Consider the following 26,468-nt stretch of genomic DNA (forward strand, 5'->3'; position numbering starts at 1 on the left):
AGGCCCCTCACAGGGATCGCCCTGTCAGGCTGGCGGCTTGCAGCGGAGAATCTTCTCCGCCCGGCTGATCTTTGTCGCTGGCGACTGTTTTGGGTGGCAGCGGTGGCAGAATGCTGCGGCGCTGGACTTCCTCAAGTACGTCCCGGGCAATCGGGGCGGCGGCGGCAGAGCCGCTGCCGCCATGCTCGACAACCACCGATACAGCATAGCGGGGTGCCCCGACCGGTGCGTAACCCACGAAGAGGGCATGGTCGCGTTCACGCCATTCCAGTTCTTCATTCTTCAGGACGCGGGTGTCGCGTTCGGATTTTGAAATACGCCGGACCTGTGCCGTGCCGGTCTTGCCGCCCATCTTCATGGTCTCGTCTTCGATCCTTGAAGATTTTGCGGTTCCTTTCGGACTGTTGACGACTGCGGCCATGGCATCCGCGACGAGTTTCAGCGACCGCGGGGAAACATCAATCCGGGCCGGCTCGTAGGCATGTGCCGGTTTGCCGCCGATGGTACGGGTCAGGTGAGGCTGGACGGCCATCCCGCCATTGACCAGCCGGGCGGTCATGACTGCGAGTTGCAGGGGGGTGGTCAGCACATAGCCCTGACCGATGCCGGCAATCAGTGTTTCACCTTTCTGCCAGGGCTGGCCAATAGTTGCCGCCTTCCAGTCCCGTGTCGGGATGACGCCGGAGCGGGCACCGGGCAGATCGATATCAACCGGCTCTCCCAGTCCGAACCGGCGCGACATTTCGGCGATCCGGTCGATGCCGAGGCGTTTGGCGATTTCATAGAAATAGATATCACAGGACTGCTCGATCGCTTCGTGCATGTCCATATGGCCGTGGCCCCATTTTTTCCAGCAATGGAACCTGGCATTCCCCAGTTCTGTCACGCCGTTACAGAAGACGGTCTGATCCGGGGCGATGATGCCGGCTTCCAGTGCAGCGAGTGCCACGACCATCTTGAAGGTTGAGCCGGGCGGATACTGGCCCACCAGAGCCTTGTTGATCAGTGGCGATTTCTCATTGTTCACCAGAGACCGCCAGTAGGTGGTGGTCAGCCCCTTGTTGAAGGCATTGGGGTCGAAACCCGGCTGGGAACTCATGGCGAGAATTTCGCCGGTATGTATGTCGAGGACGACAACGGCGGCACTTTCCTCGCCAACCCGTTGTTCCACAAACTTCTGGAGTTCCACATCAATCGTCAGTTCGACCTCGACGCCGGGCTCGCCCTCTTTGCGTTCCAGTTCCCGCTTGATGCGGCCCAACGCATTGACCTCGACCTGACTGGTACCACCGGCCCCGCGCAGGGCCAGATCATGGACCTTCTCCACCCCGGCCTTGCCGATCCGAAAGCCTGGCAGTTCCAGCAGGGGGTCACCGGTCAGGTCCGTCTCGGAGACCTGGGCGACATAACCGAGCACATGGGCAAGTGTTTCGCCGTTCGGATAATTCCGGCTTTGTCCGACATCAATATCAATGCCCGGAAGATCCGGTGAATTAACCTGAATGCTGGCGACTTCTTCCCATGTCAGGTTTTCGACGACCTTGATGGGAACGAAGCTGCGCCGTCTGCGGGCATCGCGCAGCACGCGCTGGATATCTTTCGGGCTGATATCGACAATCTGCGACAAGCGCTCCAGCGTTGCCTTCATCCCGCCGGCCTTTTCCGTGTCTTCGGCAACAATCAGAACACGATAATTGATTTCATTATCAGCAAGAGGTTTGCCGAACCGGTCGAGAATACGGCCGCGCGGGGGTGGCAGCAGGCGGATATTGATGCGATTTTCATCTGCCAGGGTGGCGTATCGGCTGCCTTCGATAATCTGGAGATAATACATGCGCCCGGCCAGCCCGCCGAGCAGGGCGAGTTTGGCAACACCCAGAAAGGCGGCGCGACGGCCGAACAGCTTTGCGCGGTCCGTATCGCGATTCATATTTCCTGCCTCAGCGCGGCATATTGCAGACGGGCCAGCAGCCAGTTCAGCAGCGGATAGAGACCGATCATGATCAGATACTGGAAGATGACAGGCCGAAACGGAACAAGGGCACCGTCGAACATGGATACCAGCAGCCAGAAAAGCAGCATGGCCGGTGCGGTCACCATGCCGAACCCCCACCAGCTGATCAGAAAGCTTTTCCCGTAGAATACGGCACTCTGCGCAGAGATTCCGCCCTGCATCAGCAACAGGATCAGGGCGCCGACCCCCAGCGGTGTACCAAGGATGGCATCCTGAAAAAGCCCGAGAAGGAAGGCCATTGATGCCGGTACCAGATCGGGCCGGTGAACGGCCCAGTAAAAGATCGCAGGCAGCGACAACATCGGTGCAATGACACCCCAGAAGGGGAGGTGAACCGGCATGGCACTGATCAGGATCAGGAGCAGGACACTCAGGCAGGGGACGATCTGACGTGCGACGTGATCGAGCCTCTGGCTGAAAGTTAAGGGGGTCATTCCGACAGTCCGCCCGCCTCGTCCATCCTGTCGCTGTTCAGGATGCCGGCGAGGCCATAATTTACCACGCGGACATATTCAAGGCGATGGCGCCGCAGGAACGGCTGAATCCGGACAACCCCGTCTGAAACGGAAGAGACCACCCCGATGGGCAGGCCCGGCGGAAAGACGCCCCCATGGCCGGATGTCACAACCCGTTCGCCGGGGCCGACGGTTGTGTTCGCGGGCAGGAACAGCAGCCGTGTCTGGTCACCGTTGTCTCCGGTCAGAATACCCCGTGCCCGGCTGGATTCGATGACCGCCGGAATCCGGCTGTTGATGTCTGTCAGCAGCAGAACACGCGCCGACCGGTTACCAACCTGCGCCACGCGACCGATCAGCCCTTCGCCGGTAATGACGGCCTGTCCCTTGGCAATACCATCACGGGCACCGACATTCAGCAGAACTGACTGGGCGAAAGGACCACCGGGATCACCAATGACACGGGCGGTGACAAATTCAGGCGGTGGCGGCGGGTCGAAGTTCAGTAATTCCCGCAGGGACTGATTCTGTGCCTGAAGTTCAAGGGCGGCCTGCCGCCATTCGAGGAGGCGTCTGTTCTCCTCGATCAGGCTTTCATTATGGGCACGGATATCCCGCAGCTCTTCCAGATGGGTGACGGTGTTCGAAACGGCACTGGTCGGTCGCGACATCACATCGAGGATCGGAGCCACGGCATCGCTGATCGAGGTCCGGAGAGACGCGATGCTTTTCGGGTCGGCCTTGCCGAAGACCATCAGCCCGAACGAGGCAATAACCAGCGACAAAAAGGCAAACCTCTGCACAAACAGCCGGAAAGGCTGTGCCAGTCTCAGTGCCGGGCTGCGTTTAGTCGCCAAGGCTCTCTCCGTGAGCGCGCAGTGTCAGGTCTAGAATGTCGTCAGTACGTTTTGCAGTTTTGCCCGTTCTTCGAGCGAACGACCGGTGCCAAGGGCAACGCAGGACAGCGGATCATCCGCGATGGAGACGGGAAGACCGGTTTCATGCCGCAGGACGAAATCGAGATTGGACAGGAGGGCACCGCCTCCGGTCAGGACGATTCCCTTGTCGACGATGTCGGCAGCCAGTTCCGGTGCGGTATGTTCCAGCGCGACCTTTACGGCTTCGACAATGGCACCAACCGGTTCGGCCAGACTTTCAGCAATCTGGGCTTCGGTAATGACCAGTTCGCGGGGCACGCCGTTCATCAGGTCACGGCCCTTGATTTCCATCGACTTGCCTTCGCCTTCACCCATCGGGTAGGCGCTGCCGATTTCCTTCTTGATCCGTTCGGCGGAACCTTCACCGACCAGCAGGTTATGGTTGCGACGGATATAGGCAATGATTGCTTCATCCATCTTGTCACCGCCGACGCGGACAGACCGGGCATAGACAATGCCGCCGAGGGACAGCACGGCAACTTCCGTGGTGCCGCCACCAATATCGACGACCATGGAGCCGGTAGGCTCGGTTACAGGAAGACCGGCGCCGATTGCGGCAGCCATGGGTTCCTCGATCAGATAGACCTTGCGGGCACCGGCATGTTCGGCTGATTCCTGAATAGCCCGGCGCTCAACAGCGGTCGAGCCGGAGGGAACGCAGACCACAATCAGCGGGCTGGCAAAACTGCGACGGTTATGAACCTTGCGGATAAAATGTTTGATCATTTCTTCCGCAACTTCGAAGTCGGCGATGACGCCATCACGCAAAGGCCGGATCGCGTGGATGTTGCCGGGTGTACGACCCAGCATCATCTTCGCTTCGTCACCAACGGCGAGGACACGTTTTTTGCCCTTTTCTTCGAGTATGGCGACGACTGACGGCTCGTTCAGAACGATGCCGCGGCCTTTGACATAGACCAGTGTGTTGGCGGTGCCGAGGTCGATAGCCATATCGGCGGAAAGCCATCCGAGAATCTTGGAGAACATGGGCGGACTAGCCCTCGCTTTTCTTATAGTTCAGTGGTTGTGGGTGCCGGCGAATCACCGACTCGATATATATCACGCAGTTAACGCCGCCGGGGCAGACTTTTCTCGTTTTGTCAGCAGTTTATTCAGGGCGCTTATATAGGCCCTTGCCGAGGCAACAAGCGTGTCGGTGTCTGCCGACTGGCCATTTACTGATTTTCCGTTCTCTTCCAGCCTTACGGTGACTTCCGCCTGGGCGTCTGTGCCCTGTGTCACAGCACTGACCTGATAGAGCTGTAGCCGGGCGTCTGCCGGGAAAAGTTCCTTGATGCAATTGAATGTGGCGTCAACCGGTCCATCCCCTTTCGAGAAAGTGGATTTGACTTCGCCGTCAATCTCCAGCGACAGGGCCGCGGTTGGCGGACGATGCTCGGTGCCGCATTTGACTTCAAGGCTGACCAGGCGGATGCGTTCATCGCCGCGGGCAACTTCATCATCGATCAGGGCGACGATATCCTCGTCGAATACTTCCTTCTTGATGTCGGCAAGATCCTTGAAGCGCTTGAAAAGTTCATTCAGGGCATTGTCGCCCAGTTTGTAGCCCAGTTCCTCAACCTTCTTGGAAAAGGCATGGCGGCCGGAATGCTTGCCCAGCACCAGTGTCGATTTGGTCAGACCAACCGATTCCGGGGTCATGATCTCGTAGGTCTGGGCGTTCTTCAGCATGCCGTCCTGATGGATGCCGCTTTCATGTGCAAAGGCATTCGCCCCGACAATCGCCTTGTTGGGCTGTACATTGAAGCCGGTAATCGACGACAGCAGGCGCGAGGCCCGCATGATTTCAGTGGTCTCGATGTTGGTCTGATGCGGCAGAATGTCGGCGCGTGTCCGCAGCGCCATGACGATTTCTTCCATCGACGCATTGCCGGCCCGTTCGCCGATACCGTTGATGGTGCATTCAATCTGGCGCGCACCGGCGCCGACAGCTGCCAGCGAATTGGCCACGGCCAGCCCCAGATCGTTATGACAGTGAACCGAGATGACTGCCTTGTCGATATTCGGTACGCGGTTCATCAGCATGTCGATGAGGGCCGCGAATTCCGAGGGAACGGCATAGCCGACTGTATCGGGAATGTTGATTGTACCGGCGCCGTTGGCGATCGCTGTCTCGACGCAGCGGCAGAGAAAATCGTGATCGGTGCGGCTGCCATCTTCCGGCGACCATTCGACATCGTCGGTAAAGTTGCGGGCATGGGCGACACTGGAGGCCACGGCATCATGCACCGCGTCCGGTTCCATCCGCAGCTTGAACTTCATATGCAGCGGACTGGTTGAGATGAAGGTATGAATGCGGGCGCGTTCAGCCGGCTTCAACGCTTCGGCAGCGCGTTCGATATCGCCTTTCGCGGCTCGCGCCAGACCGGCAATAATGCTGCCCCGGACTGTCTTTGCGACTTCATTGACTGCTTCGAAGTCACCATTGGAGGCGATCGGGAACCCGGCTTCGATGATATCGACGCGCATAGCGGCAAGCTGTCGGGCAATCCGCAGCTTTTCATCGAGGTTCATGGAACAGCCGGGTGACTGCTCGCCATCGCGCAGCGTGGTGTCAAAAATCAGCACGCGATTTTCTGAATTAGCCTGGGTCGAATTCATTGTCTGTTCTGTCATGGCTTTATCTTCCGGCGAAAGTTCCCTGTGGCCCGAAAAGCAAAATCCTGCGAAAACCGCCGTAATCCGCCGAATATCGGGGCTAACTTGACGTGGCTCTCCGAATTGTCAACGACGGATGGTTAAGACTGCGTTACAGCCACCGGACGTCTGTGGAACGCTCAATTTTCAATCGTATAGAAAGATGTCAAAAATAGGGTGATTTGAGACTTCTTATTCGCCGCTGGCGGTTTTATGCGAAAAAACGTTGCGTTGAAAATCAGTCTGCGCTAATCAACGCTAGTTATGACACAGATTTACGCAAACGCCACCCGTCTGATTATTGCCCTCGCCGAGGGCAATGCGGTTGCGCGCGCCTGGGTCAAAACCGTCGTTACCACCATTAAAATGACCGGCAGGTAACGCGGGCGTACTTTTGTCACATTATGACTGTACAGCCCGCGGTAGCCACCGCGGGCTTTTTTGTTTTGGAGAGGAACGATGAGATTTGAAGCTTATACGACAGGAAGTAAGTTTGAACTGAGATCGCCGGAAAGGGCCGCTGAATGGGCGGGTTATCATTCAATCCGCGAGCGGGCGATCTTTGAACGTCACTTGCCGGAAATGAAATACCGGACGGATCATCCGGATGAGCAGAAGGCAGAGAACCATCCGCTCTGTCTGTTTCGCAACGGCACCCTGGTCGGGGTGATCCGGGTTGATTTTCTGGACAGCGAAAAAGTGGCTTTCCGGCTGCTTGCCATCGATCCGGCCTGCCAGCGTCAGGGCTATGGTTCGATAGCTCTTACCCTGGCGGAGCAGTTCGCAAAACATCATGGTCGGCTGCGGGTTGTCCTTCATGCCCATCGTTCCGTGCTTTTCTTCTACGCGCGAAACGGATATCTCCACGCGGAGTGGGATGAAGCGCCTCTTTCGGCAGATTCGGCCACATTGGGCAAGCGGCTCAACCTCGGTGTCGCACAGCATGACGGCTCGGTTTTCATCGCCGCAGCCTGACCATCAAAGGAATATAGGAAATGGGTTATAAAGTAGCGGTCGCAGGCGCGACGGGAAATGTGGGTCGGGAGCTTCTGCAAATTCTCGCAGAACGCAACTTCCCGGCGGATGAAGTCGTCGCACTGGCTTCCAACCGTTCGGTTGGCCGGGAAGTCTCGTATGGTGACAAGAAAGTCCTGAAGGTTCAGGACCTTGAAAAATTTGATTTCAAGGGAACCGATATCGGCCTGTTCTCTCCGGGGGCAAAGGTGTCTGCCATTCATGCACCGCGCGCGGCAAAGGCCGGATGTGTCGTTATCGACAACACGTCACAGTTCCGCATGGACCCGGACGTGCCGCTGGTTGTGCCCGAGGTCAATCCGCAGGCCATTGCCGGTTATGCGAAGAAAGGCATTATCGCGAACCCGAACTGCTCGACCATTCAGATGCTGGTGGCGCTGAAACCGCTGCATGATCTGGCGAAGATCAAACGTGTTGTTGTCGCGACCTATCAGTCGGTCTCTGGCGGCGGCAAGGAAAGCATGGACGAACTGTTCGAGCAGACCCGTGGTATCTATGTGAACGATCCGATCAAGAAGGAACGGTTCACCAAACAGATCGCTTTCAATGTGATTCCGCATATTGATGTGTTCATGGATGACGGGTCGACCAAGGAAGAATGGAAGATGGTCGTCGAGACCAAGAAGATTCTCGATCCGTCGATCAAGGTCCATGCAACCTGCGTGCGTGTCCCGGTCTTTGTCGGTCATGCAGAAGCGGTCAATATCGAATTCGAGAACGACATCAGTGAAGAGGAAGCCCGCGAGGCCCTGCGTAATGCACCAGGTGTCATCGTGCTCGATCATCGTGTCGATGAAGGCTATGTCACGCCGGCTGAATGTGCAGGCGAAGACGGTGTTTATGTCAGTCGTATCCGTCAGGATCCGACTGTGGAAAATGGTCTCAGCATCTGGGTTGTTTCCGACAACCTGCGTAAGGGTGCGGCGCTGAATACCGTACAGATTGCCGAGGAACTCATCGCCTCGCATCTGCGCAAGGCTGCCTGAGACCTTTACAGAACAGTTCTTCTCCGGAACGCAAAAGGGCGGTTGCAGTGGCAGCCGCCCTTTTTGTTTGTTCGCATGCGGATATCAAAATGCCGCTGCCTGCTGCGACCTGTCGCCGCTCGTTGTGTAAGGGGATGTCAGCCGACGGTATTGGTCAACACGCCAAGGCCGGTGATGCTGACATCCATGCGGTCACCCGCAACAAGATATTTCGGTGGCGTGAAGCCAATGCCGACACCGACGGGTGTGCCAGTAGCAATGACGTCACCCGGTAGCAGGGTGATATAGGATGACAGGGTCTCGATCAGTGTCGGAATATCGAAAACCAGATCCGCAAGGGTTGCCTGCTGGCGCAGTTCGCCGTTGATATGAGTTTCCAGTTTCAGAGCGGTAACATCTTCAACTTCATCCGCAGTCGCGATCCAGGGGCCCATCGGACAGAAGGTGTCGATGCCCTTGCCAATAACCCACTGATTATGGCGCTGCTGCAGGTCGCGGGAAGTGACGTCATTGAGTGCCACATAGCCAAAGACAACATCGAAGGCATTCTGTTTTGTGATTTGTGAAGCCCGTTTGCCGATGACGACGCCAAGCTCACCTTCATAATCCACAGAGCCGGTCGGGTCGAGTGAGCCCCGGACGATGTCTCCCGGTCCGACAAGTGACGTCGTAGCTTTCGTGAAGATCACCGGTGCGCTCGGCACTTCCTCGGTTGATCCGGTATCGTAGCCGCTCGAGTGAAATTCGCGGGCATGGGCATAATAGTTTTTACCAACGCAGAAGACATCGCGAACCAGTTCCGGCATCGGTGCCATCAGTGTGACATCCGACAGCTTCTGGCGTGCAGCCGAGACCGCCTTTGCTTTCCAGGTACTAATGGCGGTATCGCCGCCGGCGATGATATCGCGCACTGCGGTCATGGCGCTGCTGCCCTCGACGCAGATGACAGCATCATCCCCATCGATAAACCCGGCACAGACAGTGTTGTCAGTCTTGAAGGTAATCAATTTCATTTCATCGAGCCTTGTTTAAATCATCGATAATTTAGAAAATAATATATAAATTAGCTTTGCCCTGTCAATGCCAGTTCAATCGGGTTAGGAGAGGGTTGACCATTCATCTGGTTTCGGAGGGTTTATGTCACAGGGTGAGGAAACTGGACGACGAGGGAGTGCCCCGGGCGCTGACCCGACGCTGGTTCAGGCCCGTGATGGGGAAACACTTGCTGAAGCTGCCTATCAGGCGCTCCGTACCGACATCATTTCCGGTGCGCGACCGGCAACGGAACGGCTGCGGATCGAGCATCTGAGCAAACTTTATAATGTTGGTCCGACGCCGCTCCGTGAAGCGTTGCAGCGGCTTTGTGCCGATGGACTGGTACTGGCCAGCGGCAATCGCGGCTTTTCCGTCGCGCCGCTTGACCCGGATGAATTCATTGACCTGAACATCGCCCGCATCGCGGTGGAGAAAGAGGCTCTGCGCCTGTCCATTGTGAATGGTGATAATGAATGGGAAGCCGGTGTCGTGGCAGCAGGCTGGCGGCTGGGCAAGGAAGACCAGGCTCTGGTCCAAGGTGGCACGGACAGCCTGGACAACTGGGAAAAGGCCAATGATGCCTTCCATGGCGCCATGGTTGCAGCCTGCGGTTCAAACTGGCTGCTGAGAGTGCGCAAGAACCTGCATGATCAGTGTGAGCGTTATCGTCGGGCTTCAGTCGTCCTGCGGGATGACGGGCGTGATCTGAATTCAGAACATAATGCCATCATGAACGCGGTCCTCGCGCGTGATGCGGTCGCTGCCTGCCAGCTTACGGAAGCCCATTTTGTCCTGACGGCACGGGTATTGTCTGACGAACTGACCTGAAATTACCTGATCAGCAGTCAGGCAGGACAGGATTGTCGGGACCGGTGTAGAATTCAGGCCAGTTGTTTTTGACGACATAGCTGTCAGAGGCGAGTGCGTGGCAGGTGTCCAGAATGCGCGGACGTTCGCGGGGGCCTTCCGCCGCGGCTATTTCCGGGTTCTCGCGGCGTCGCTTTTCCTGATAGGGATAGATCGACTGAAAGGCTGTGGTGGCCATCGGCCCGAACAGTTCCACCAGGTGGGTACAGCCCTCGGTGCCACCAACCAGCTGTTTCACCTTGCCGCGGAACCCCTTGCCGATCTGAACACCGACCATGCGCTGAAAGTTCGGGGTGATGTTACCGCAGATCGCAAAAGGGCCGGAATCCGTGACACATTCCATCGCCCGGATTGTCAGGGTTTCATCCACGGTCATGCGCATCCACATGTCATGCACCGGCTCGCCGGCTTCTATCTGCCCGCGATAATCATTCGGATAGGCATAGGATTTCTGGTCGGTCATATGACCTTCGACATCCCACAACCCGTCCTGCCGCAGATAACCGCGACAGGTGACCTTGCGGGTATGAATAGGTTCCCGTTCAACAGGGGGCGACAAGGGCATTAATCATCTCCGGATAAATATCAGGTCCGGACTATATAGATCGGCGGGCGCGGGTAAACCCGGCAGCCCGGCCTGCCTGAGTTTATCCTGCCCCGTACTACAGCTTAATGTCCGTAGCCATCCCCGAAGATGAAGGCTTCGCGATCCCGCAGATCGGCCTCCAGCATCTCCTTTGCCATGCGATAGAGATCGCGGATCGAGACCATGCCGATGACCTTGCCATTATCCACGACGGGAAGGTGACGATATCCCCGCTCACTCATGCGTTCCAGCGCGCTGCCTGCCAGATCGTCGCCGGACAGGGTATCGGGATCGGGTGTCATGACCTCCGACAGTTTTGTCGTGTCCGGGTTGCGATTGCTGGCGACAACCCGACGGGTGATGTCGCGTTCAGTGAAGATACCCGCCAGTTTGTCGCCCTGCATGACAAGTATGGCGCTGCAGTGATGGGATACCATCAGTTCAGCAGCCTGTCGTACGGTGTCATCGGGCGTCAGTGACGCCAGGGTTTGTCCGCTTACTACATCCGGTACAATCTTCCGATCCATCGCTTCCTCCTGTGATGGGGGGCGGCAACCGGGAGCGATTTTTCGTTATTCTCCGGCTTCCGTCAGACGTGAAGTCTGCGCCGGTCCGTGAATCAGGTCAAGTTTCACGGGTTTAGGGGATGATTCTCAACCGTCATCAGCCTCTTCACCGACCGGATCAACCTGTGCCAGACGCAACTGGGTGATCTGGTTGCGAATTTTGCGTATCACATCGAACCGGAAGCCGTGGAACATGAAGCTTTGACCGGTCTCCGGAATGCGACGTGCTTCATGCAGCAACAGCCCGGCTACGGTCGAGGCTTCATCATCGGGCAGGGACCAGTCGAATTCGCGGTTCAGGTCACGGATGGTCACATCGCCATTGACCAGATAGCTGCCGTCGGCTTCCTGGGTGACACCGGCAACGGTTTCATCATGTTCGTCATCGATATCCCCGACAATTTCTTCCAGGATGTCTTCCAGTGTCACGATACCCTGCAGGGTGCCGTATTCATCAATCACCAGCGCAAAATGCTCCCGACGCAAACGGAATGCCTGCAACTGGTCCAGCAGGGTTGTGGTATCAGGCACGAACCAGGGTTCGGCCGACAGGGCAACCACGTCGATTTCTGAGACATCACCATTACGGGCGCGGACTTCGCGCAGCAATTGCTTGGCGTGGATGACCCCGACAATGTCATCCGGGTCTTCGCGATAGAGCGGGATACGGGTAAAGGTGCTGGCAAGAACCTGGTCAACAATGTCGTCGGCTGACTGGTTGGCATCAATCAGGTTGACGTTTTTCCGGTGTGTCATGATCTCGCCGATATCGACATCATCAAGATCCAGCACACTGCGCAGCATGGCCCGTTCATGGCGGGTCGTCACGGCATCACCATCATGCAGGTCGATGGCACCCCGCAGTTCTTCTTCCGGATGCAGAGAGGAGTCATCGGCCTCGTTCTTCGCTCCCAGCATCTTCAGGGTACCGGCAACCAGAATTTCGATGGCATGAGTGACCGGTGAGAAGACCAGCACCATGACTTTCAGGATCGGCGAGACCTTCAGCGCGAGCTTGTTGGCGTTCTGCAGGGCATAGGTTTTTGGCATGATCTCGGCAAAGATCAGAACCATCAGTGTCATGACGATGGTGGCGTAGACCACTCCGGCCTCACCGAAGGTGGTGATCATTACGCTGGTGGCCAGAGCCGAAGCCAGAATATTGACCAGATTGTTGCCAAGCAGGATGGCGCCGATCAGCCGTTCCTTGCGGGAATGCAGTTCGGAGACAATGGCCGCACGTTTGTCACCCTGCTGTTCCAGCCGATGAATGATATGTTTCGAGGTGCTGGTCAGGGCCGTCTCGGAACTGGAAAAGAAAGCCGAGAGCAACAGCAGGATGAATATCGAGATGAGCGTTATGGTCATGATGACGGTTGGTTGGTTCCGGGCTGTTTCACGATATCAGGCAGCAAGGTCATGATCCCAGAGCGCACGGATAGCCGCGGGCTCGACATCATGGGTGATGAAGCTTTGCCCGATACCACGGGCAAGAATCAGGGTCAGGCGACCGCGGTCGACCTTCTTGTCACGGCTCATATGGTCCATCAGCCGGTCCGCAAGGCCGGTCTGTCTCAACTGGCCGGGAATATCAGCCGGCAGCCCGACGCGAACCATATGGTCGCGGACGCGTTCGGCATCTTCAGGCGGGCAGAGACCAAGCCGTGCGGAAAGGTCGAAGGCCAGCCGCATGCCGATTGCAACGCCTTCGCCATGCAGCAGTGATCCGTTATATCCGGCCTCCGCCTCCAGCGCGTGACCAAAAGTATGGCCGAGATTGAGCAGGGCACGGCGTCCGCTTTCGCGTTCATCTGCTGCGACGGTCTCGGCCTTTGCACGACAGCTTTCCATGATCGCCAGGCGGCGGGCGGCAGCATCCCCGCCGATCAGTGCCGTGCCGTTTTCACAGAGCCAGTCAAAGAATTCCGGACGGTCGATCAGCCCGTATTTCACCACCTCGGCATATCCCGCCAGCAATTCACGTTCCGGGAGGGTGTCGAGGGTTTCGGTGTCTGCCAGCACGATACGGGGCTGATAGAAGGCACCGACCAGGTTCTTGCCATGGGGCGAGTTGATGCCGGTCTTGCCGCCAACGGAACTGTCGACCTGAGACAGCAGGGTGGTCGGGATCTGGATGAAGTCGACACCGCGCAGCAGACTGGCAGCGGCAAAGCCGGCAAGATCACCCACCACGCCCCCGCCAAGTGCGACGACGGCCAGTCCGCGGCTGGCCCGCCGCGACAGCATGTCATTCATCAGTCGCTGAAACTGATCGAAGCTTTTACTGGCTTCACCGGCAGGCACGACAAAAGCTTCAACCGTCACACCGGCGGTGGTCAGGGAGTCCGTCAGCGGGCCGAGATAATGAGGGGCAACCGTTTCGTCGGTTACGACAAAGCATCTTGGCTCTCGCAACAACGGTGCGATATGTGTTCCGGCCTGTGCGATCAGGCCGGGGCCGACCAGAATATCATAGCTGCGATCCTGCAGATCGACGGTCAGGCGTTCATAGTCAGACATTTGGTCGCTTTCTCCGGGATGTTCCGGACTGGAGATAATCGGCAATGGCGCGGGCAACACGGTCCGTCATGTCGTCTGCTGATTCATCATGACAGTCTACCGTGATATCAGATTCCGCATAGACCGGATATCGCTGGTCCATCAGGCCGGCAAGGATATCGCGGGGTTCACCCTTGTTCAGGATCGGGCGGTGGGTCCGCCCGGCAGTGCGCTTGATCAGCAGTTCCAGATCAGCGCGTAACCAGACTGAAATCGCTTTCTGGAGAATCAGTTGCCGGGTATCCGGGTCCATGAATGCCCCGCCACCGGTTGACAGGATCATCGGTTTGGAAGACAGCAGCCGCCGGATGACCCGGCGTTCACCATCACGGAATTCCGGTTCGCCATAGGTGGCAAAGATATCGGCAACAGATAACCCGGCTGCCGCCTCGATTTCGCTGTCCGCATCGGTGAAAGGCAGATTGAATCGCTCAGCGATCTTGCGACCGATACAGGTTTTCCCGGCACCCATCAGACCAACAAAAACAAGCGGGCGGTCCGGTATCACATCACTGGTCTTTACCTGTGTCAGGCTTGAATGATTCATCTCTACTTCAGTTTCTGGTCCGCTGGCACGCGTTGCGCCCCCGGTCGCCTGTCGGTACACTGCCGCATTATCGTCATGTTGGGCAACTACCTTCGGTAAACTCGTGCCGGTGTCAACAGCATCCGGGCGGAAAACGCAACCAATCGTCAGGGCGTCGTCAGAATAATGTGGAAGTTTATCCTGTTGTTAATTTTGGCCGGAATTGTCGGCGGAGGAGTTTATCTTGCGACCTGGGATATGCCGCCGCCCTCTGAACGCCTGGAGAAAGTTATTCCCAATGACCGTTTCAACAGCAATTAAGCGCAGCCTGCTGGCGGCACTCACCGCCTCACTGCTTGGTATGTTTCATGTTCCGGCCCATGCGCAGTCCGGACCGGTTCAGCTGCTGAAAAAACGGCAACCCGACCGGGCAACGCCGCCTGGCCCCGCGGTTGAGCAACCGCAGTCCGGAACCCGGGCACCCAGTGGGGTGACGGTTCGGCGGCTGGGCGTTGTCAGTGCTGAATCTGTCGGTGTTCTGACCAGTGGTCAGGGCGGTCTGGGCAGTGGTATGTGGGGTAACCTCGACCGCAGCCGGGTTGCAGCCCTGCTTGAAGCATTACCGGATCAGCTGGCCAGCCCGGCGCTGCGTGATCTGCAGCAACGCCTGTTGCTGACTGCTGCGACCATTCCGTCAGGTGAGGGCCGGTCAATTCTGGAACTCCGTGCTCTCAAACTGGCAGCGCTTGGCGATCTGGAAAATGTCGAGCGACTGGTCGGGTCTGCGCCTGACCGGCAGGGCAATGAGGTGCTGGATCGTCTGATGGCCGAAGCGGCACTGATGTCGAGTGACCCGATGACCGCCTGTGCAAGCGCGGGATATGTAAATCAGCAGTACAATACGGGCTTCTGGCAGCGTCTTGATATCTATTGCCGGATTCGCCAGCAGGACCGCAATGGCGCCATGCTCGGGCTTGATCTGTTGCGTGAATCCTCCGGAACGGCACCGTTCCTGCTTGCGGCCGAGGCAACACTGGCCGCCGCCAGCCAGCCGTCGATTCAGGCTGATGGTCTGGACGTGCTGGATGTTGCCATGTTGATTGCGGGCGGTTACGGGCCGCCGCCGGAAGCCATCGAAACCATCCCCACTTCAACCCTGCTGTCACTGGCCTTCGCTGATACCGTGCCAACTGAAATCCGTCTGCTGGCGGCTGAACGCGGTGTTGCGGCGGGTGTTGTCGAGGCCGATACGCTGCGCAGCATTTATCAGTTCGTCGGTTTCGGGACGGCGCAAATATCGGACCCGATTGCTGCCGCCGGGACGCTGGCACCCGGTCAGGCGCGGGCATTGCTCTATCAGGCAAGCCAGAGCCAGTCCTTTGACGCAGCTCAGGCGGAACTGATGCGTGCTGCACTGGCGACTGCCGGAACCGCCTGGCAGTATCTGGTCGTCGCCCACGCATTTCAGCCTGTGGTCAGCAGTATCTCACCCAATCCGTCACTGAACTGGTTTGCCCCCTTTGCGGTGGCCGGGCTGCTGACGGCAGGTGATTATCCGTCGGCGGAACGCTGGGTTGCCATGATGGAGGCAAATGCTCCGGTCAGTGATGAAGCGGCCCGGCTGGCGCATGATCTTCGTCCGCTGATCTGGGTTGCACAGTCACCGGTACCGACCCTGCCGCAGATTGCCTCGGTTTTTCCGGGTACGGATGCGGGAACTGATCTCAGCGTCCGTGCGCGGCTGCTGCCGCTGATGGCTGCTGTCGATATCGAGACGCCGGGCGAAAGCTGGACGCCACTGTTGTCCTGGACGGCACCTCAGGCGGTGGAGATTGCACCGGAACATCTGATTGCCGGTCTGCGCCGGGCGTCGAATGAAAACAGGACGGCAGAGACCGCCGTGCTGGCCCTGCGCCTTCTGGGGGCCGCTGGTCCCGGGGGATCTGCACGTCAGGCAGTTGTGGTCGCGGTTGAGGCCCTTAACCGGGTCGGCCTGGAAATGGACGCCCGGGCCATTGCCCTGGAATCTGCCATTGCCGGTATTGGTTCAGGCAGCTGACCGTTGGCTGTCCCGGAGCTTGAGCTTTTCCTTGAGATGATTGCAGCAGAGCGGGGGGCTGCGCGCCGGACATCAAAAGCCTACCGCAGTGACCTGGAAGACTTTGCGGATTTTCTTGATGCCCGCGGACGGGATCTGGCGCGGGCCGGGCGCGAGCAGATTTCAGATTATCTGACGGCATTATCACGCTCGGGAATGGCGGCGACAACGCAGGCCCGGCGGCTGAGTTGTCTGCGGCAGTTCTATCGCTTTCTGATTGCCGAGAAAATCCGGAGCGATGACCCGACGGCGGCCATTGATGGTCCGCGCCGGGGCAAGCCGCTGCCGAAATATCTGACCGAATTTGAAACCGCTCTGCTGATCGAGACGGCGGCGCTGGGACATGCAGCACGGGATATCCGTCTGGTGGCACTGCTGGAACTGGCTTATGGCTCGGGCCTGCGGGTTTCTGAGCTGGTTTCCCTGCCGCTGAATGCTGCGGCACGGGACGAAGGCTGGCTGACGGTTCGGGGTAAAGGTGACAAGGAACGGATTGTCCCGCTCAGCCCGCCCTCCCGGCAGGCGATTGAGGGTTGGCTGATGGTGCGGCCGGTGACCAACGGACGATCACGCGCGGCCTCTTATCTGTTTCCCGGACGTGGTGTCGCCGGGCATCTGACGGCCCAGACTTTCTATAATGAACTGAAAGAACTGGCGGTCAGGGCAGGGATCGACCCGACCCGTGTGTCGCCGCATATATTGCGGCACAGTTTCGCCACGCATCTGGTCGCCAATGATGCGGATCTGCGTGCTGTGCAGCAAATGCTGGGCCATGCGAACATCGCGACAACCGAAATCTATACGCATGTGCAGGATGACCGGTTGTCAGCAACCGTCCGGCGCGCGCATCCGCTTGCTGCCCTGTCAGACCAGATGACGGGCAAGAAGACCTGAAATCAGCGCGGGGCTATTTATCCTTGATGAGCTTGTCGAGCTGCTTCTGCATCGCTTCAAGCTGCGACTTCATGTCGTTCAGATCATCATCCTGCTCTTCTTCCTTGGAATCCGCAGCAGGCTTTTCTGACAGGTTCGGCGTTGGTATGCCGGGGGCAAACATCTTCATCGCATTCTCGAACATCGCGACGTTCTGCTTGTTCAGTTCCTCGATCTGGTTCAGCGGAAACATGCCGCCGAGGGCTTTTTCCATATAGCCGCGCATTTCGTCCTGATTGGTCGAAAAGCTGCCCATCGCATGTTCCAGATAACGCGGAACCAGCCCGCCAAGGCTGTCGCCGTAGAAACCGATCAGCTGTCGCAGGAAGCTGATGGGCAACAGATTCTGTCCGCCCTTGCTTTCTTCCTCGACAATGATCTGGGTCAGGACCGAACGGGTGATATCTTCACCGGTTTTTGCGTCGAAGACCGCAAAATCCTTGTCGTCCTTCACCATCTGGGCGAGGTGATCGAGCGTCACGTATGAACTTGTCTCGGTGTTATACAGGCGCCGGTTCGCGTATTTTTTTATTGTAATTGGTTTGGCGCCGTCTGAGCTTTCGGCCATCCTGTTCCAACCCGTAATTATTGCGCAGCAAAAACCATCAACCAAATTATTGTGCAATGCAAGACGCGATTGGCCTGAAACAGCCTGAACGTGACGGCTGCAGCATTTCCGGGCTATGATAAGAGCATGACAGACAAGCCACCTTTTGATGAATTCTCCCGCGCTTGGATGGAGCTGATGAAGCCACCGTCCGACCTCAATGAGACGGAGAAGGATTTTGCCGAAGTGCAGCAAAAAGCCTACCGGATGGTGATGGAAGGAATGCAGGCATTTGCCACCGGGTTCAGTGAGCGGGCGGTACAACATTTTCGCGAGGCGGCTTCTTCAGCAGAGCCTTCCGTGGTGAATACAGCCCGGATCGAACAGCTCGAAGCGCGCCTGGCACAGGTCGAGACAGAACTTGCAGCATTGAAGAAAGCAAAGGCGGCAAAACCCCGCCGGACAACCAGAAAGCCGGCGAAGCCGAAGGCCTGAATCTTCCGGAAGATTCAGGGTTTTGTCTTTTATGCTGCAATGCAGCATTGGGCTTCAGGCTGAATTCAAAACCTGCATATGAATTGATTTTTGGCTTTTTCTCGGCTATTGAAGGCCATTCAGAACAAGTCGCAACCTCAGGAGGAGACCCCCATGACGGACGTTGTTATCGCAGGTGCAGCAAGAACGCCGATTGGCTCATTCTCGGGCGCTTTGAGCACGCTCTCCGCTACGCAACTCGGTCAGGTGGCGGTTGATGCCGCATTGCAACGGGCGGGTGTCGAGCCGGGGGAAGTCAATGAAGTGCTGCTGGGTCAGGTGCTGACGGCGGGCGTCGGCCAGAATGCTGCGCGCCAGACTGCAATGGCTGCCGGCATTCCAGAAAGTGCCACGGCGATGACGATCAATCAGGTCTGTGGTTCCGGTCTGCGGGCGGTTGCGATGGCGCAGCAGGCAATCAAATGCGGCGATGCTGATATTGTTGTCGCTGGCGGTCAGGAAAGCATGAGCCTTTCTGCCCATGCCATGCATTTGCGGTCTGGCACGAAGATGGGTGATTCCCAGATGGTCGACACCATGATCCGGGATGGGCTGTGGTGCGCTTTCAACGGCTATCACATGGGCACGACGGCAGAAAACGTCGCCGAGAAGTTCCAGATTACCCGCGACGAACAGGACGCTTTTGCCTGTGCTTCCCAGAACAAGGCGGAAGCCGCGCAGAAGGATGGCCGGTTTGCTGATGAGATCGCTCCGGTAACGGTGAAGAACCGCAAGGGCGATATCGTTGTCGATCAGGATGAATATATTCGTCACGGTGCGACCGTTGACTCGCTGGCAAAACTGCGCCCGGCATTTTCAAAAGATGGCACGGTCACGGCCGGTAATGCATCCGGCCTGAATGACGGGGCTGCGGCACTGGTCATGATGTCTGGTGATGCTGCTGCAAAGCGGGGTATTACACCGCTTGCCCGTATTGTTTCCTGGGCGACCGCCGGTGTTGATCCGGCAATCATGGGGACCGGCCCTATTCCGGCCGTCCGCAAGGCACTGGACAAGGCGGGCTGGTCGATTGGTGATCTCGACCTGATCGAAGCCAACGAAGCATTTGCTGCACAGGCGATCGGCGTGAACCGGGATCTTGGCTGGAACACGGATATCGTGAATGTGAATGGTGGTGCCATTGCCCTTGGCCATCCGATTGGCGCATCCGGTGCGCGCGTGATCACGACGCTGTTGCATGAAATGGCGCGTCGGGACGCAAAGAAAGGCATCGCGACATTGTGCATCGGCGGCGGAATGGGCATCGCCCTCTGCGTCGAACGCTGATAGGCTGATCTTGCGAAGGCGGGTGGGAGTCCGCCTTCGCCAACAGCCTGAACGGGCATAACAGTAATACCAACAGGAGGTTTCTATGGCGCGAGTAGCGTTAGTGACAGGCGGCACCCGGGGCATTGGCGAGGCAATCAGTATTGCCCTGAAAGATGCCGGATATAACACGGTCGCCAGTTACGCTGGCAATGATGATGCCGCGAAGGCATTCACGGCGGCTACCGGCATTCCGGCCTACAAGTTTGACGTCGGGAATTTTGAGGATTGCAAGGCGGGGATCGCCAGGATTGAAGCTGAAGTTGGTCCGATTGAAGTGCTGGTCAATAACGCGGGTATCACCCGCGACGGAACCATGCACCGTATGGCGCAGGACCAGTGGCAGGCTGTGATTGATACGAACCTCGGCAGTTGCTTCAACATGTCGCGTTGTGTCATCGACGGAATGCGTGACCGGAATTTTGGGCGTATCGTCAATATCGGATCGATCAATGGTCAGGCCGGTCAGTATGGCCAGGTAAACTATGCCGCGGCCAAGTCCGGTATCCACGGTTTCACCAAGGCGCTGGCGCAGGAAGGTGCTGCCAAGGGGATCACGGTCAACGCGATTGCGCCGGGCTATATCAACACCGACATGGTGCGTGCGGTGCCGGAAGCGGTGCTGGAAAAGATCGTCGCGAAAGTGCCGGTTGGCCGTCTCGGTGAAGCCAGCGAGATTGCTCGCGGCGTCCTGTTTCTGGTGGCTGACGAGGCCGGTTTCGTTACCGGCTCGACCCTGTCGATCAACGGCGGTCAGCATATGTATTGAGGCATTCAGGGCGTGGCCAGCGGGTCACGCCCTGAACCTTACTCCCTGCGCGCCTGACCTTACTCCATCGTCACGGCAGCTTTATCTGGCGTGAATTATGGACGGTGATTTTTTTCTACTTTCGGCGCTGCTTGCTGCCGGTGCGGCCATTCAGGCCGCCGTGGGATTTGGCTTTCCCTATCTGCTTGCCCCTGTTGCTGTATTTATTCTGCCGGAGCTGATTCCCGGTCCTATCCTGCTGCTGACCCTGGCGATCAACAGCGAGATCGCTTTCCGTGAACGCGGGGATGTCGATTTCCCGGCTGTTGGCTGGATAACGGCCGGACGGGTTGCCGGTGCGCTTGCTGCGGCCGCAATGTTCGGTGCCTTCAATCCTGATATCTTCAAGCTGGTCCTCGGGGGCGCTTTGCTGATTGCTGTCCTGCTGACCGCAGGTGTTGGTGCCCGCATGGTCCGGCGTAACCGGGGCAGCCTTACCGCCGCCGGGGTGGCTGCAGGAATCATGGGCACGCTGACCGGGGTGGGTGCCCCGCCGATTGCCTTGCTCTATTCCGGGGAAGAGCCGTCAAAAGTGCGCAGCATCCTGTCGGTCAGTTTGCTGATCGGTGTGGTTATTTCTCTCTTTATGCTCTGGCTGTTCGGACATTTCGGGATGGCGGAAATCTGGCTGGCGCTGACTTTCCTGCCAGCCACGCTGATCGGGGTTCTGGGTGGCCGGTATCTGTCACGTCATATCAACAAAAGCCGGGCACGTCTGGCGATCCTTGTCATCTCGGCTTTTGCCGCGATCGGGCTGATCGGTGACGTGGTTGTTCCGTATCTGCTGACGCTGATCTAGAACCGCACGATCTTGCCGTCTTCGGCCAGATCATAGGGGACATCATCCAGCTGCCGCAGCATATCATCGCTCATATGGGTCAGGACCAGATGCTTCGGATTGATTTCCGGCAGATGCGCTTCCAGTGTCGCCAGATCGAGATGCAGCGGAACACTCTTGTCCCGGAAGTATGCCTCGGCCACGAACAGATCGACATCTTTCGCGGTCTCAATCAGCGTATCGGTCCAGGCTGTGTCGCCGGTATAGGCAACGGATTTGCCTTCTGCCTCCACCCGTAAGGCAAAGAAAGGACCGCCGGGATTGCCGTGAATCACGGACCGCGGGGTAACGGACAGGCCGCAAATCTCTGTCGTCACATCCGGCTCCAGCTCGATCATGTTCAGGTCGAACTTCTGCTTTGTGCCGCTGGACCCGGGGAAGGCAGTTTCCATGACCCGGACATACCAGTCTTTCAGTCCGGCAGGCCCGGCAATGGTCAGCGGTGTTCTGCGCTTTGTGAAGAACTGGGCATCCAGCATCAGGAAGGGCAGGCCACCGAAATGGTCAGCATGAAAATGCGTGAACAGAATGACATCAATCTCATTGTGGCTGATGCCCAGCTGCTTCATCGCAATCAGCGACGAGGCACCACAATCGATCAGGAAGTTCGTGGTTTCACCGGTGACATGAAAGCAGGTGTTAAACCGCCCGCCACTGCCAAACGCATCTCCACATCCGATAAACTGTAACTGCATGACCGGACCTCTTGTCTCAGGCGAGAAGCTCCATTCCCTTGGTTGCCATGACATAGAGGCCAAGACCGGCTGTCGCGCAGCCGACGGTCAGTTGCAGGCCGTTATGGGCGACGGTCAGGTAACGGGCAGTCCAGCTCAGGGGGACGGCGATGATGGCAGACAACATTGCCATACCGGCGATTGAACCGATACCAAACAGCACGACATAGGCAAAGCCGAGGGTTGCGGTAGGCGCTGTGGTTGCGGTGAGGATCAGCAGGGCGGCGGAGCCGGCCATACCGTGCATCATGCCGACCAGCAGGGTACGGACCTCTGCCCGGCGATGGCTGTGTTCATGCTGGCGCAGACTGTGTTTACCTGTCTCTCCGGCATGGCTGTGAGCATGAAAATGCCGGACACCGTTGTCATGGCTATGTGCGTGAAAGTGAATGCGGTCACGCCACAGACGCCAGAGCACATTAAGGCCCAGCCCGACCAGCATGACACCAACAGCGAATTCCAGACCGCCTGCCAGTCCGTCGCTGATGACGGCACCTGCCAGAACGGCAGCACCGGCAAACAGCATCAGGGTGATGGTATGGCCAAGACCCCAGACGGCCCCATGAGTGATGATCTTGCGGATGCTTGATTGCCGGACGGCGATGCTGCTGACCGCAGCGACATGATCAGCCTCCAGCGCATGCTGCATCCCGATCACGAGACCGAGAAACAGAATTCCCGCTATTGAATATTCCATGAAATTGTCCTGAGCCAGACCGGACGATTACCGGCTCGCGAAGTTAGCCGTCTTTCGCCGCACTGCACAAGACGTGTTTGAACCTTTGGTTCCCAATATCGTCCGGACGATATTCATCTGATGATGCCCGTCTGCACCTCGCCCGGCAGAGGTCAGGATGGCAGCGGTTAGCAGGCTGCCCGGAAAGTCAGATTCCTAGTGATCGCCAATCAGGGTGCCGGCACCATGAGAGGTGAAGATTTCCAGCAACAGGGCATGGGGGACGCGGCCATCCAGAATAACGGCGGCTTCGACACCACGCTTTACGGCCTGCATGCAGGTCTCGACCTTCGGAATCATGCCGCCGGAGATGGTGCCGTCCTTGATCATGGCCCGGGCCTGTTCAAGGTTCAGATCAGCAATCAGTTCCTTGTTCTGGTCGAGGACACCGGCAACGTCTGTCAGCATCAGCAGGCGACGGGCACCAAGCGCGGAGGCAATGGCACCGGCAGCTGTGTCGGCGTTGATATTGTAGGTCTCGCCACCGGCACCAATACCAATCGGGGCAATGACCGGAATGATGTCGGATTCTTCGAAGGCTTCGAGAATGCCGGGGTTGATCCGGTCCGGTTCGCCGACGAAACCAAGGTCGAGGATTTTCTCGATATTGGAGTCGGTCTCACGCCGGGTGCGGCGCAGCTTCTGGGCCTGTATCAGGTCACCATCCTTGCCGGACAGACCGACAGCGGTGCCGCCGGCAGCATTGATGGCGCTGACGATCTGCTTGTTGATGGAACCGGACAGGACCATCTCGACAATTTCGACCGTTGCCTGGTCGGTGACGCGCAGGCCATCGACAAAGTCGCTCTGAATCTTCAGGCGCTCCAGCATCTTGCCGATCTGGGGACCGCCGCCATGCACGACGATCGGATTGATCCCGACCTGACGCAACATGACGATATCGCTGGCGAATCGTGACGCAAGGTCTGCGTTGCCCATCGCATGGCCGCCATATTTGACCACAAAAGTTTCGCCCGCATATTCCCGCATATAGGGAAGGGCGTCGGACAGTATGGTCGCCTGATCCTGAAAGTCTTCGTTTGCCATCACTCGGTTTCCCCGGACTTGTTGCCGATTGGGATAAAGAGCCGTTGCCCGACCGTCAAGCCACGAGGTCGGCTATTGCGGCACGAACGACATCAATTCCGGTCTGATCAACAGAGCTGGAAAGCAGAATATCGGGGTGACAGGCGACATGGGTCTTCTGAAGGCCGCGGATTTCCTCAACCAGCTTTTCAAGTTCGGCGGGTTTCGGCTTGTCGCATTTTGTCAGCACGACCTGATAGCTGACCGCTGCCTTGTCGAGCATGGTCATGACGGTGAGGTCGGTTTTTTTCGGGCCGTGGCGGCCATCAATCAGCAGCATGACCCGGCGCAGGTTGGGCCGGCCCTGAAGATACAACCCGATCAGATTGGTCCAGGTCGCGACTTTTTCCCGCGGTGCAGCGGCATAGCCATAGCCCGGCAGATCAACCAGCGTCAGCCGGTCATCCAGTGAGAAAAAATTGACCTCCTGGGTACGACCGGGGGTGTTCGATGTGCGGGCCAGTGTCTTGCGACCGGTCAGCGAATTGATCAGCGACGACTTGCCGACATTCGACCGGCCCGCAAAGGCGACTTCCGACAGGGTATAATCCGGCAGGTCTTCCTCGCTGACGGCACCGCGCAGGAAGTCGCATTGTTTGGCGAACAGCAGCCGGCCTTTTTCCAGCCGGGCTGCTTCCATGGCATCGTCAGCGGGGTTATCGGTCATTTCTTGTCGGTGTCGGAACCACCGCCCACTCTTACGCCCATACGTCGCATGATGACCCACTGCTGCAGGATCGACAGGCTGTTGTTCCAGGCCCAGTAGATCACCAGACCAGCCGGGAAACCGGCCAGCATGAAGGTGAACAGGAACGGCAGGAACATGAAGACTTTTGCCTGTACCGGATCAGCCGGTGCCGGGTTCAGTTTCTGCTGCAGGTACATGGTGATCCCCATGATCACCGGCCAGACACCGAGCATCGGCAGCCAGCCTGGCGTGGTCCAGGGGATCAGGCCGAACAGATTGAACAGCGTCGTCGGGTCCGGTGCGGAAAGATCCTGAATCCAGCCGAAGAACGGTGCCTGGCGCATTTCAATGGAGATGTAGAGCACCTTGTAGAGCGCAAAGAACACCGGAATCTGGACCAGAATCGGCAGGCAACCCGACATCGGATTGACCTTCTCGTTCTTGTACAGGGCCATCATTTCCGTATTCAGGCGCTGCCGGTCATCACCAAGACGTTCCCGCAGTTCCACCATCTTCGGCTGCAGCTTCTTCATCTTGCTCATCGAGACGTAGGATTTGTTCGCGAGCGGGAAGAAAATCAGCTTGATGCCGACAGTCAGCAACAGAATGGCAACCCCGTAGTTGCCGACCACGCCATAGAGCCAGACCAGTGCCAGGAAGATCGGTTTGGTCAGGAAATAGAACCAGCCGAAATCAATGGCGAGATCGAAATGTGTGACGCCCAGCTGGGTTTCATACTCATCCAGCAGCGACAGGCGTTTTTCCCCGATATAGGCATTGTTGGTCGAGCCGGCGGTCTGGCCGGGCGCGATTTCCACCGGCTCACCGAGGAAGTCGGTCTGATAACGATGGGCGCCGAGCATCATGTAATCTTCATCAACACCGAGAACCCGCGGGTCCGCGCTGTGATTGATGGTCGCCTTGATGTTGCTCTTCTGATCCGGGATCAGTGCAGCAAGCCAGTATTTGTCGGTGATACCAAGCCAGCCACCCTTGCTTTCGAAGGTGCGGGCGGTGCGGCGGGCCTGTCCGGTTTTGGCGAAGGCTTCCCGGCTGTCTTCGACGAGGTCGGAATAATCGACTTCTTCCAGGACTTCGTTAAAGACGCCCAGCGGACCTTCATGCAGGATATAGAAGCCGGTGGTGGCCGGTGTTCTCAGGCGGCTGACCCGACCATAGGGCAGCAGCGTGATCGCGCTGGAACCGGCATTCTCGACGGACTGTTCAACGGTGAACAGGTAATTCTCGTCGACATTGATTTTCATCCGGAAGGTCTGGCCGGTCCCGTTGTTCCAGCTCAGGGTAACCGGCTGTCCGACGGTCAGCGTGCTGGCATCCGGAGTCCAGACCGTGTTGCCGCCCGGCAGTTCAATTTTGGCAGCCGACGACGGGTCAACGATCCAGCCGAAATCGACATAATAAGGTTGCATGCTGCCCTGTGGATTCAGCAGATGAACAAGCGTCGAGCCTTCCTCGATGGATTCTGTGTGCTCTGCCAGAATGATGTCATCAATACGGGCACCTTTCAGACGAAGAGAGCCTTTCAGCTTTTCCGTATCAATGGTGACACGCGGGTCCGCGGCGACAGCTTTCGCCCGGGTTTCAAGTTCGATCTGACTGGAGATATGTTCCTTGCCGCGGGTGCCGGGAATCGACAGGAAGCCGCCGGAATCCTGTGCCTGCGGATCCTGCAGGGTTTCTGCCGCGCCAACCGGGGCCAGTTCAACCGGGGCCGTGCCTTCCGGTGTTCCGGCCGGACCGTCGACGACGGGTGCCGGGGACTGAGCACCGGACTGTGTCTGGGCCTGAGGCTGCGGCGGCGGTGCGTCGGACGCAAAGAAGTGATCAAAACCGATGATGATTGCCAGCGAGAGGACAACGGCGAGGATGATGTTTTTCTGTTCAATCATGATAA

Annotated in this window: 26 protein-coding genes; 9 read left to right on the forward strand and 17 right to left on the reverse strand. The window is 57.9% G+C overall.

Annotation, left to right across the window (positions count from 1 at the left end; genetic code table 11):
• Positions 1–7 precede the first annotated feature (7 nt).
• The 5 genes from mrdA to GH722_10450 form a co-directional block, all read right to left on the reverse strand.
• The gene (mrdA, locus tag GH722_10430; GenBank protein MRG72188.1) at positions 8–1,930 is read right to left on the reverse strand and encodes a penicillin-binding protein 2; all 1,923 of its coding nucleotides are present in this window, start codon (positions 1,928–1,930) and stop codon (positions 8–10) included.
• On the reverse strand, positions 1,927–2,448 hold the full coding sequence (mreD, locus tag GH722_10435) for a rod shape-determining protein MreD (protein MRG72189.1): 522 nt from the start codon (positions 2,446–2,448) through the stop codon (positions 1,927–1,929). Before mreD ends, mrdA begins: the two co-directional genes overlap by 4 nt.
• The gene (mreC, locus tag GH722_10440; protein ID MRG72190.1) at positions 2,445–3,302 is read right to left on the reverse strand and encodes a rod shape-determining protein MreC; all 858 of its coding nucleotides are present in this window, start codon (positions 3,300–3,302) and stop codon (positions 2,445–2,447) included. Before mreC ends, mreD begins: the two co-directional genes overlap by 4 nt.
• 54 nt (positions 3,303–3,356) lie before the next feature.
• The gene (locus GH722_10445; protein ID MRG72191.1) at positions 3,357–4,394 is read right to left on the reverse strand and encodes an MreB/Mrl family cell shape determining protein; all 1,038 of its coding nucleotides are present in this window, start codon (positions 4,392–4,394) and stop codon (positions 3,357–3,359) included.
• Positions 4,395–4,466: 72 nt separating this feature from the next.
• Positions 4,467–6,029 (reverse strand): 2-isopropylmalate synthase, encoded by a 1,563-nt coding sequence (locus tag GH722_10450; GenBank protein ID MRG72192.1) that lies wholly within the window; start codon positions 6,027–6,029, stop codon positions 4,467–4,469.
• A 495-nt stretch (positions 6,030–6,524) separates the two neighbouring features.
• On the opposite strand from GH722_10450, the gene GH722_10455 reads away from it, so the two are divergent.
• Positions 6,525–7,040 carry a GNAT family N-acetyltransferase gene (locus GH722_10455; protein ID MRG72193.1) on the forward strand — a complete coding sequence of 172 codons (516 nt, stop codon included), beginning with the start codon at positions 6,525–6,527 and terminating at the stop codon, positions 7,038–7,040.
• 20 nt (positions 7,041–7,060) lie between these two features.
• Positions 7,061–8,086, forward strand: coding sequence for an aspartate-semialdehyde dehydrogenase (locus tag GH722_10460; protein MRG72194.1), 1,026 nt, complete (start codon positions 7,061–7,063; stop codon positions 8,084–8,086).
• Between the two features lie 137 nt (positions 8,087–8,223).
• Here the strand turns inward: GH722_10460 and GH722_10465 are convergent, their stop codons facing one another.
• Positions 8,224–9,099, reverse strand: coding sequence for a hydrolase (locus tag GH722_10465; protein MRG72195.1), 876 nt, complete (start codon positions 9,097–9,099; stop codon positions 8,224–8,226).
• A gap of 124 nt (positions 9,100–9,223) precedes the next feature.
• Here GH722_10465 and GH722_10470 point away from each other — a divergent pair, with 124 nt between their 5' ends.
• Positions 9,224–9,949, forward strand: coding sequence for an FCD domain-containing protein (locus GH722_10470; GenBank protein ID MRG72196.1), 726 nt, complete (start codon positions 9,224–9,226; stop codon positions 9,947–9,949).
• 10 nt (positions 9,950–9,959) lie between these two features.
• Here the strand turns inward: GH722_10470 and GH722_10475 are convergent, their stop codons facing one another.
• From GH722_10475 to GH722_10495, 5 genes are all read right to left on the reverse strand, one after another.
• Complete coding sequence (locus GH722_10475) at positions 9,960–10,553, reverse strand: DUF2889 domain-containing protein (GenBank protein ID MRG72197.1); 594 nt, start codon at positions 10,551–10,553, stop codon at positions 9,960–9,962.
• A gap of 104 nt (positions 10,554–10,657) precedes the next feature.
• A complete protein-coding gene (locus tag GH722_10480) occupies positions 10,658–11,101 on the reverse strand; it encodes a CBS domain-containing protein (protein ID MRG72198.1) in 444 nt (147 codons plus the stop codon).
• Positions 11,102–11,227: 126 nt separating this feature from the next.
• Positions 11,228–12,508, reverse strand: coding sequence for a DUF21 domain-containing protein (locus GH722_10485; protein MRG72199.1), 1,281 nt, complete (start codon positions 12,506–12,508; stop codon positions 11,228–11,230).
• 36 nt (positions 12,509–12,544) lie between these two features.
• Positions 12,545–13,660 carry a 3-dehydroquinate synthase gene (locus GH722_10490; protein MRG72200.1) on the reverse strand — a complete coding sequence of 372 codons (1,116 nt, stop codon included), beginning with the start codon at positions 13,658–13,660 and terminating at the stop codon, positions 12,545–12,547.
• Positions 13,653–14,246: a shikimate kinase gene (locus tag GH722_10495; protein ID MRG72201.1), complete on the reverse strand. Its 594-nt coding sequence runs from the start codon at positions 14,244–14,246 to the stop codon at positions 13,653–13,655. The genes GH722_10490 and GH722_10495 overlap by 8 nt, the downstream gene beginning before the upstream one ends.
• 277 nt (positions 14,247–14,523) lie before the next feature.
• Between GH722_10495 and GH722_10500 the strand changes: the two genes are divergently transcribed.
• Both GH722_10500 and GH722_10505 read left to right on the forward strand, forming a co-directional pair.
• A complete protein-coding gene (locus GH722_10500) occupies positions 14,524–16,284 on the forward strand; it encodes a hypothetical protein (protein MRG72202.1) in 1,761 nt (586 codons plus the stop codon).
• A 36-nt stretch (positions 16,285–16,320) separates the two neighbouring features.
• On the forward strand, positions 16,321–17,217 hold the full coding sequence (locus GH722_10505; GenBank protein MRG72203.1) for a tyrosine recombinase: 897 nt from the start codon (positions 16,321–16,323) through the stop codon (positions 17,215–17,217).
• Between the two features lie 13 nt (positions 17,218–17,230).
• Here the strand turns inward: GH722_10505 and phaR are convergent, their stop codons facing one another.
• A complete protein-coding gene (gene phaR, locus GH722_10510) occupies positions 17,231–17,824 on the reverse strand; it encodes a polyhydroxyalkanoate synthesis repressor PhaR (protein ID MRG72204.1) in 594 nt (197 codons plus the stop codon).
• 126 nt (positions 17,825–17,950) lie between these two features.
• On the opposite strand from phaR, the gene GH722_10515 reads away from it, so the two are divergent.
• The 4 genes from GH722_10515 (at position 17,951) to GH722_10530 (ending at position 21,270) form a co-directional block, all read left to right on the forward strand.
• Positions 17,951–18,298 (forward strand): hypothetical protein, encoded by a 348-nt coding sequence (locus tag GH722_10515; GenBank protein MRG72205.1) that lies wholly within the window; start codon positions 17,951–17,953, stop codon positions 18,296–18,298.
• Between the two features lie 153 nt (positions 18,299–18,451).
• Positions 18,452–19,624, forward strand: coding sequence for an acetyl-CoA C-acyltransferase (locus GH722_10520; protein ID MRG72206.1), 1,173 nt, complete (start codon positions 18,452–18,454; stop codon positions 19,622–19,624).
• Between the two features lie 85 nt (positions 19,625–19,709).
• On the forward strand, positions 19,710–20,432 hold the full coding sequence (phbB, locus tag GH722_10525) for an acetoacetyl-CoA reductase (GenBank protein MRG72207.1): 723 nt from the start codon (positions 19,710–19,712) through the stop codon (positions 20,430–20,432).
• A gap of 97 nt (positions 20,433–20,529) precedes the next feature.
• Positions 20,530–21,270, forward strand: coding sequence for a TSUP family transporter (locus tag GH722_10530; GenBank protein ID MRG72208.1), 741 nt, complete (start codon positions 20,530–20,532; stop codon positions 21,268–21,270).
• Here GH722_10530 and GH722_10535 read toward each other — a convergent pair.
• From GH722_10535 to yidC, 5 genes are all read right to left on the reverse strand, one after another.
• Positions 21,267–22,004, reverse strand: coding sequence for an MBL fold metallo-hydrolase (locus GH722_10535; protein MRG72209.1), 738 nt, complete (start codon positions 22,002–22,004; stop codon positions 21,267–21,269). The genes GH722_10530 and GH722_10535 overlap by 4 nt on opposite strands.
• A 16-nt stretch (positions 22,005–22,020) precedes the next feature.
• Positions 22,021–22,728, reverse strand: a complete 708-nt coding sequence (locus GH722_10540; protein ID MRG72210.1) for an urease accessory protein — start codon at positions 22,726–22,728, stop codon at positions 22,021–22,023.
• Positions 22,729–22,935: 207 nt separating this feature from the next.
• A complete protein-coding gene (gene argB, locus GH722_10545) occupies positions 22,936–23,826 on the reverse strand; it encodes an acetylglutamate kinase (protein MRG72211.1) in 891 nt (296 codons plus the stop codon).
• A 55-nt stretch (positions 23,827–23,881) separates the two neighbouring features.
• Positions 23,882–24,505 carry a YihA family ribosome biogenesis GTP-binding protein gene (locus tag GH722_10550; protein MRG72212.1) on the reverse strand — a complete coding sequence of 208 codons (624 nt, stop codon included), beginning with the start codon at positions 24,503–24,505 and terminating at the stop codon, positions 23,882–23,884.
• A 23-nt stretch (positions 24,506–24,528) separates the two neighbouring features.
• Positions 24,529–26,463, reverse strand: a complete 1,935-nt coding sequence (yidC, locus tag GH722_10555; protein MRG72213.1) for a membrane protein insertase YidC — start codon at positions 26,461–26,463, stop codon at positions 24,529–24,531.
• Positions 26,464–26,468: the final 5 nt, after the last annotated feature.

It is taken from the genome of Alphaproteobacteria bacterium HT1-32, from assembly GCA_009649675.1.
Lineage (GTDB): Bacteria > Pseudomonadota > Alphaproteobacteria > Rhodospirillales > HT1-32 > HT1-32.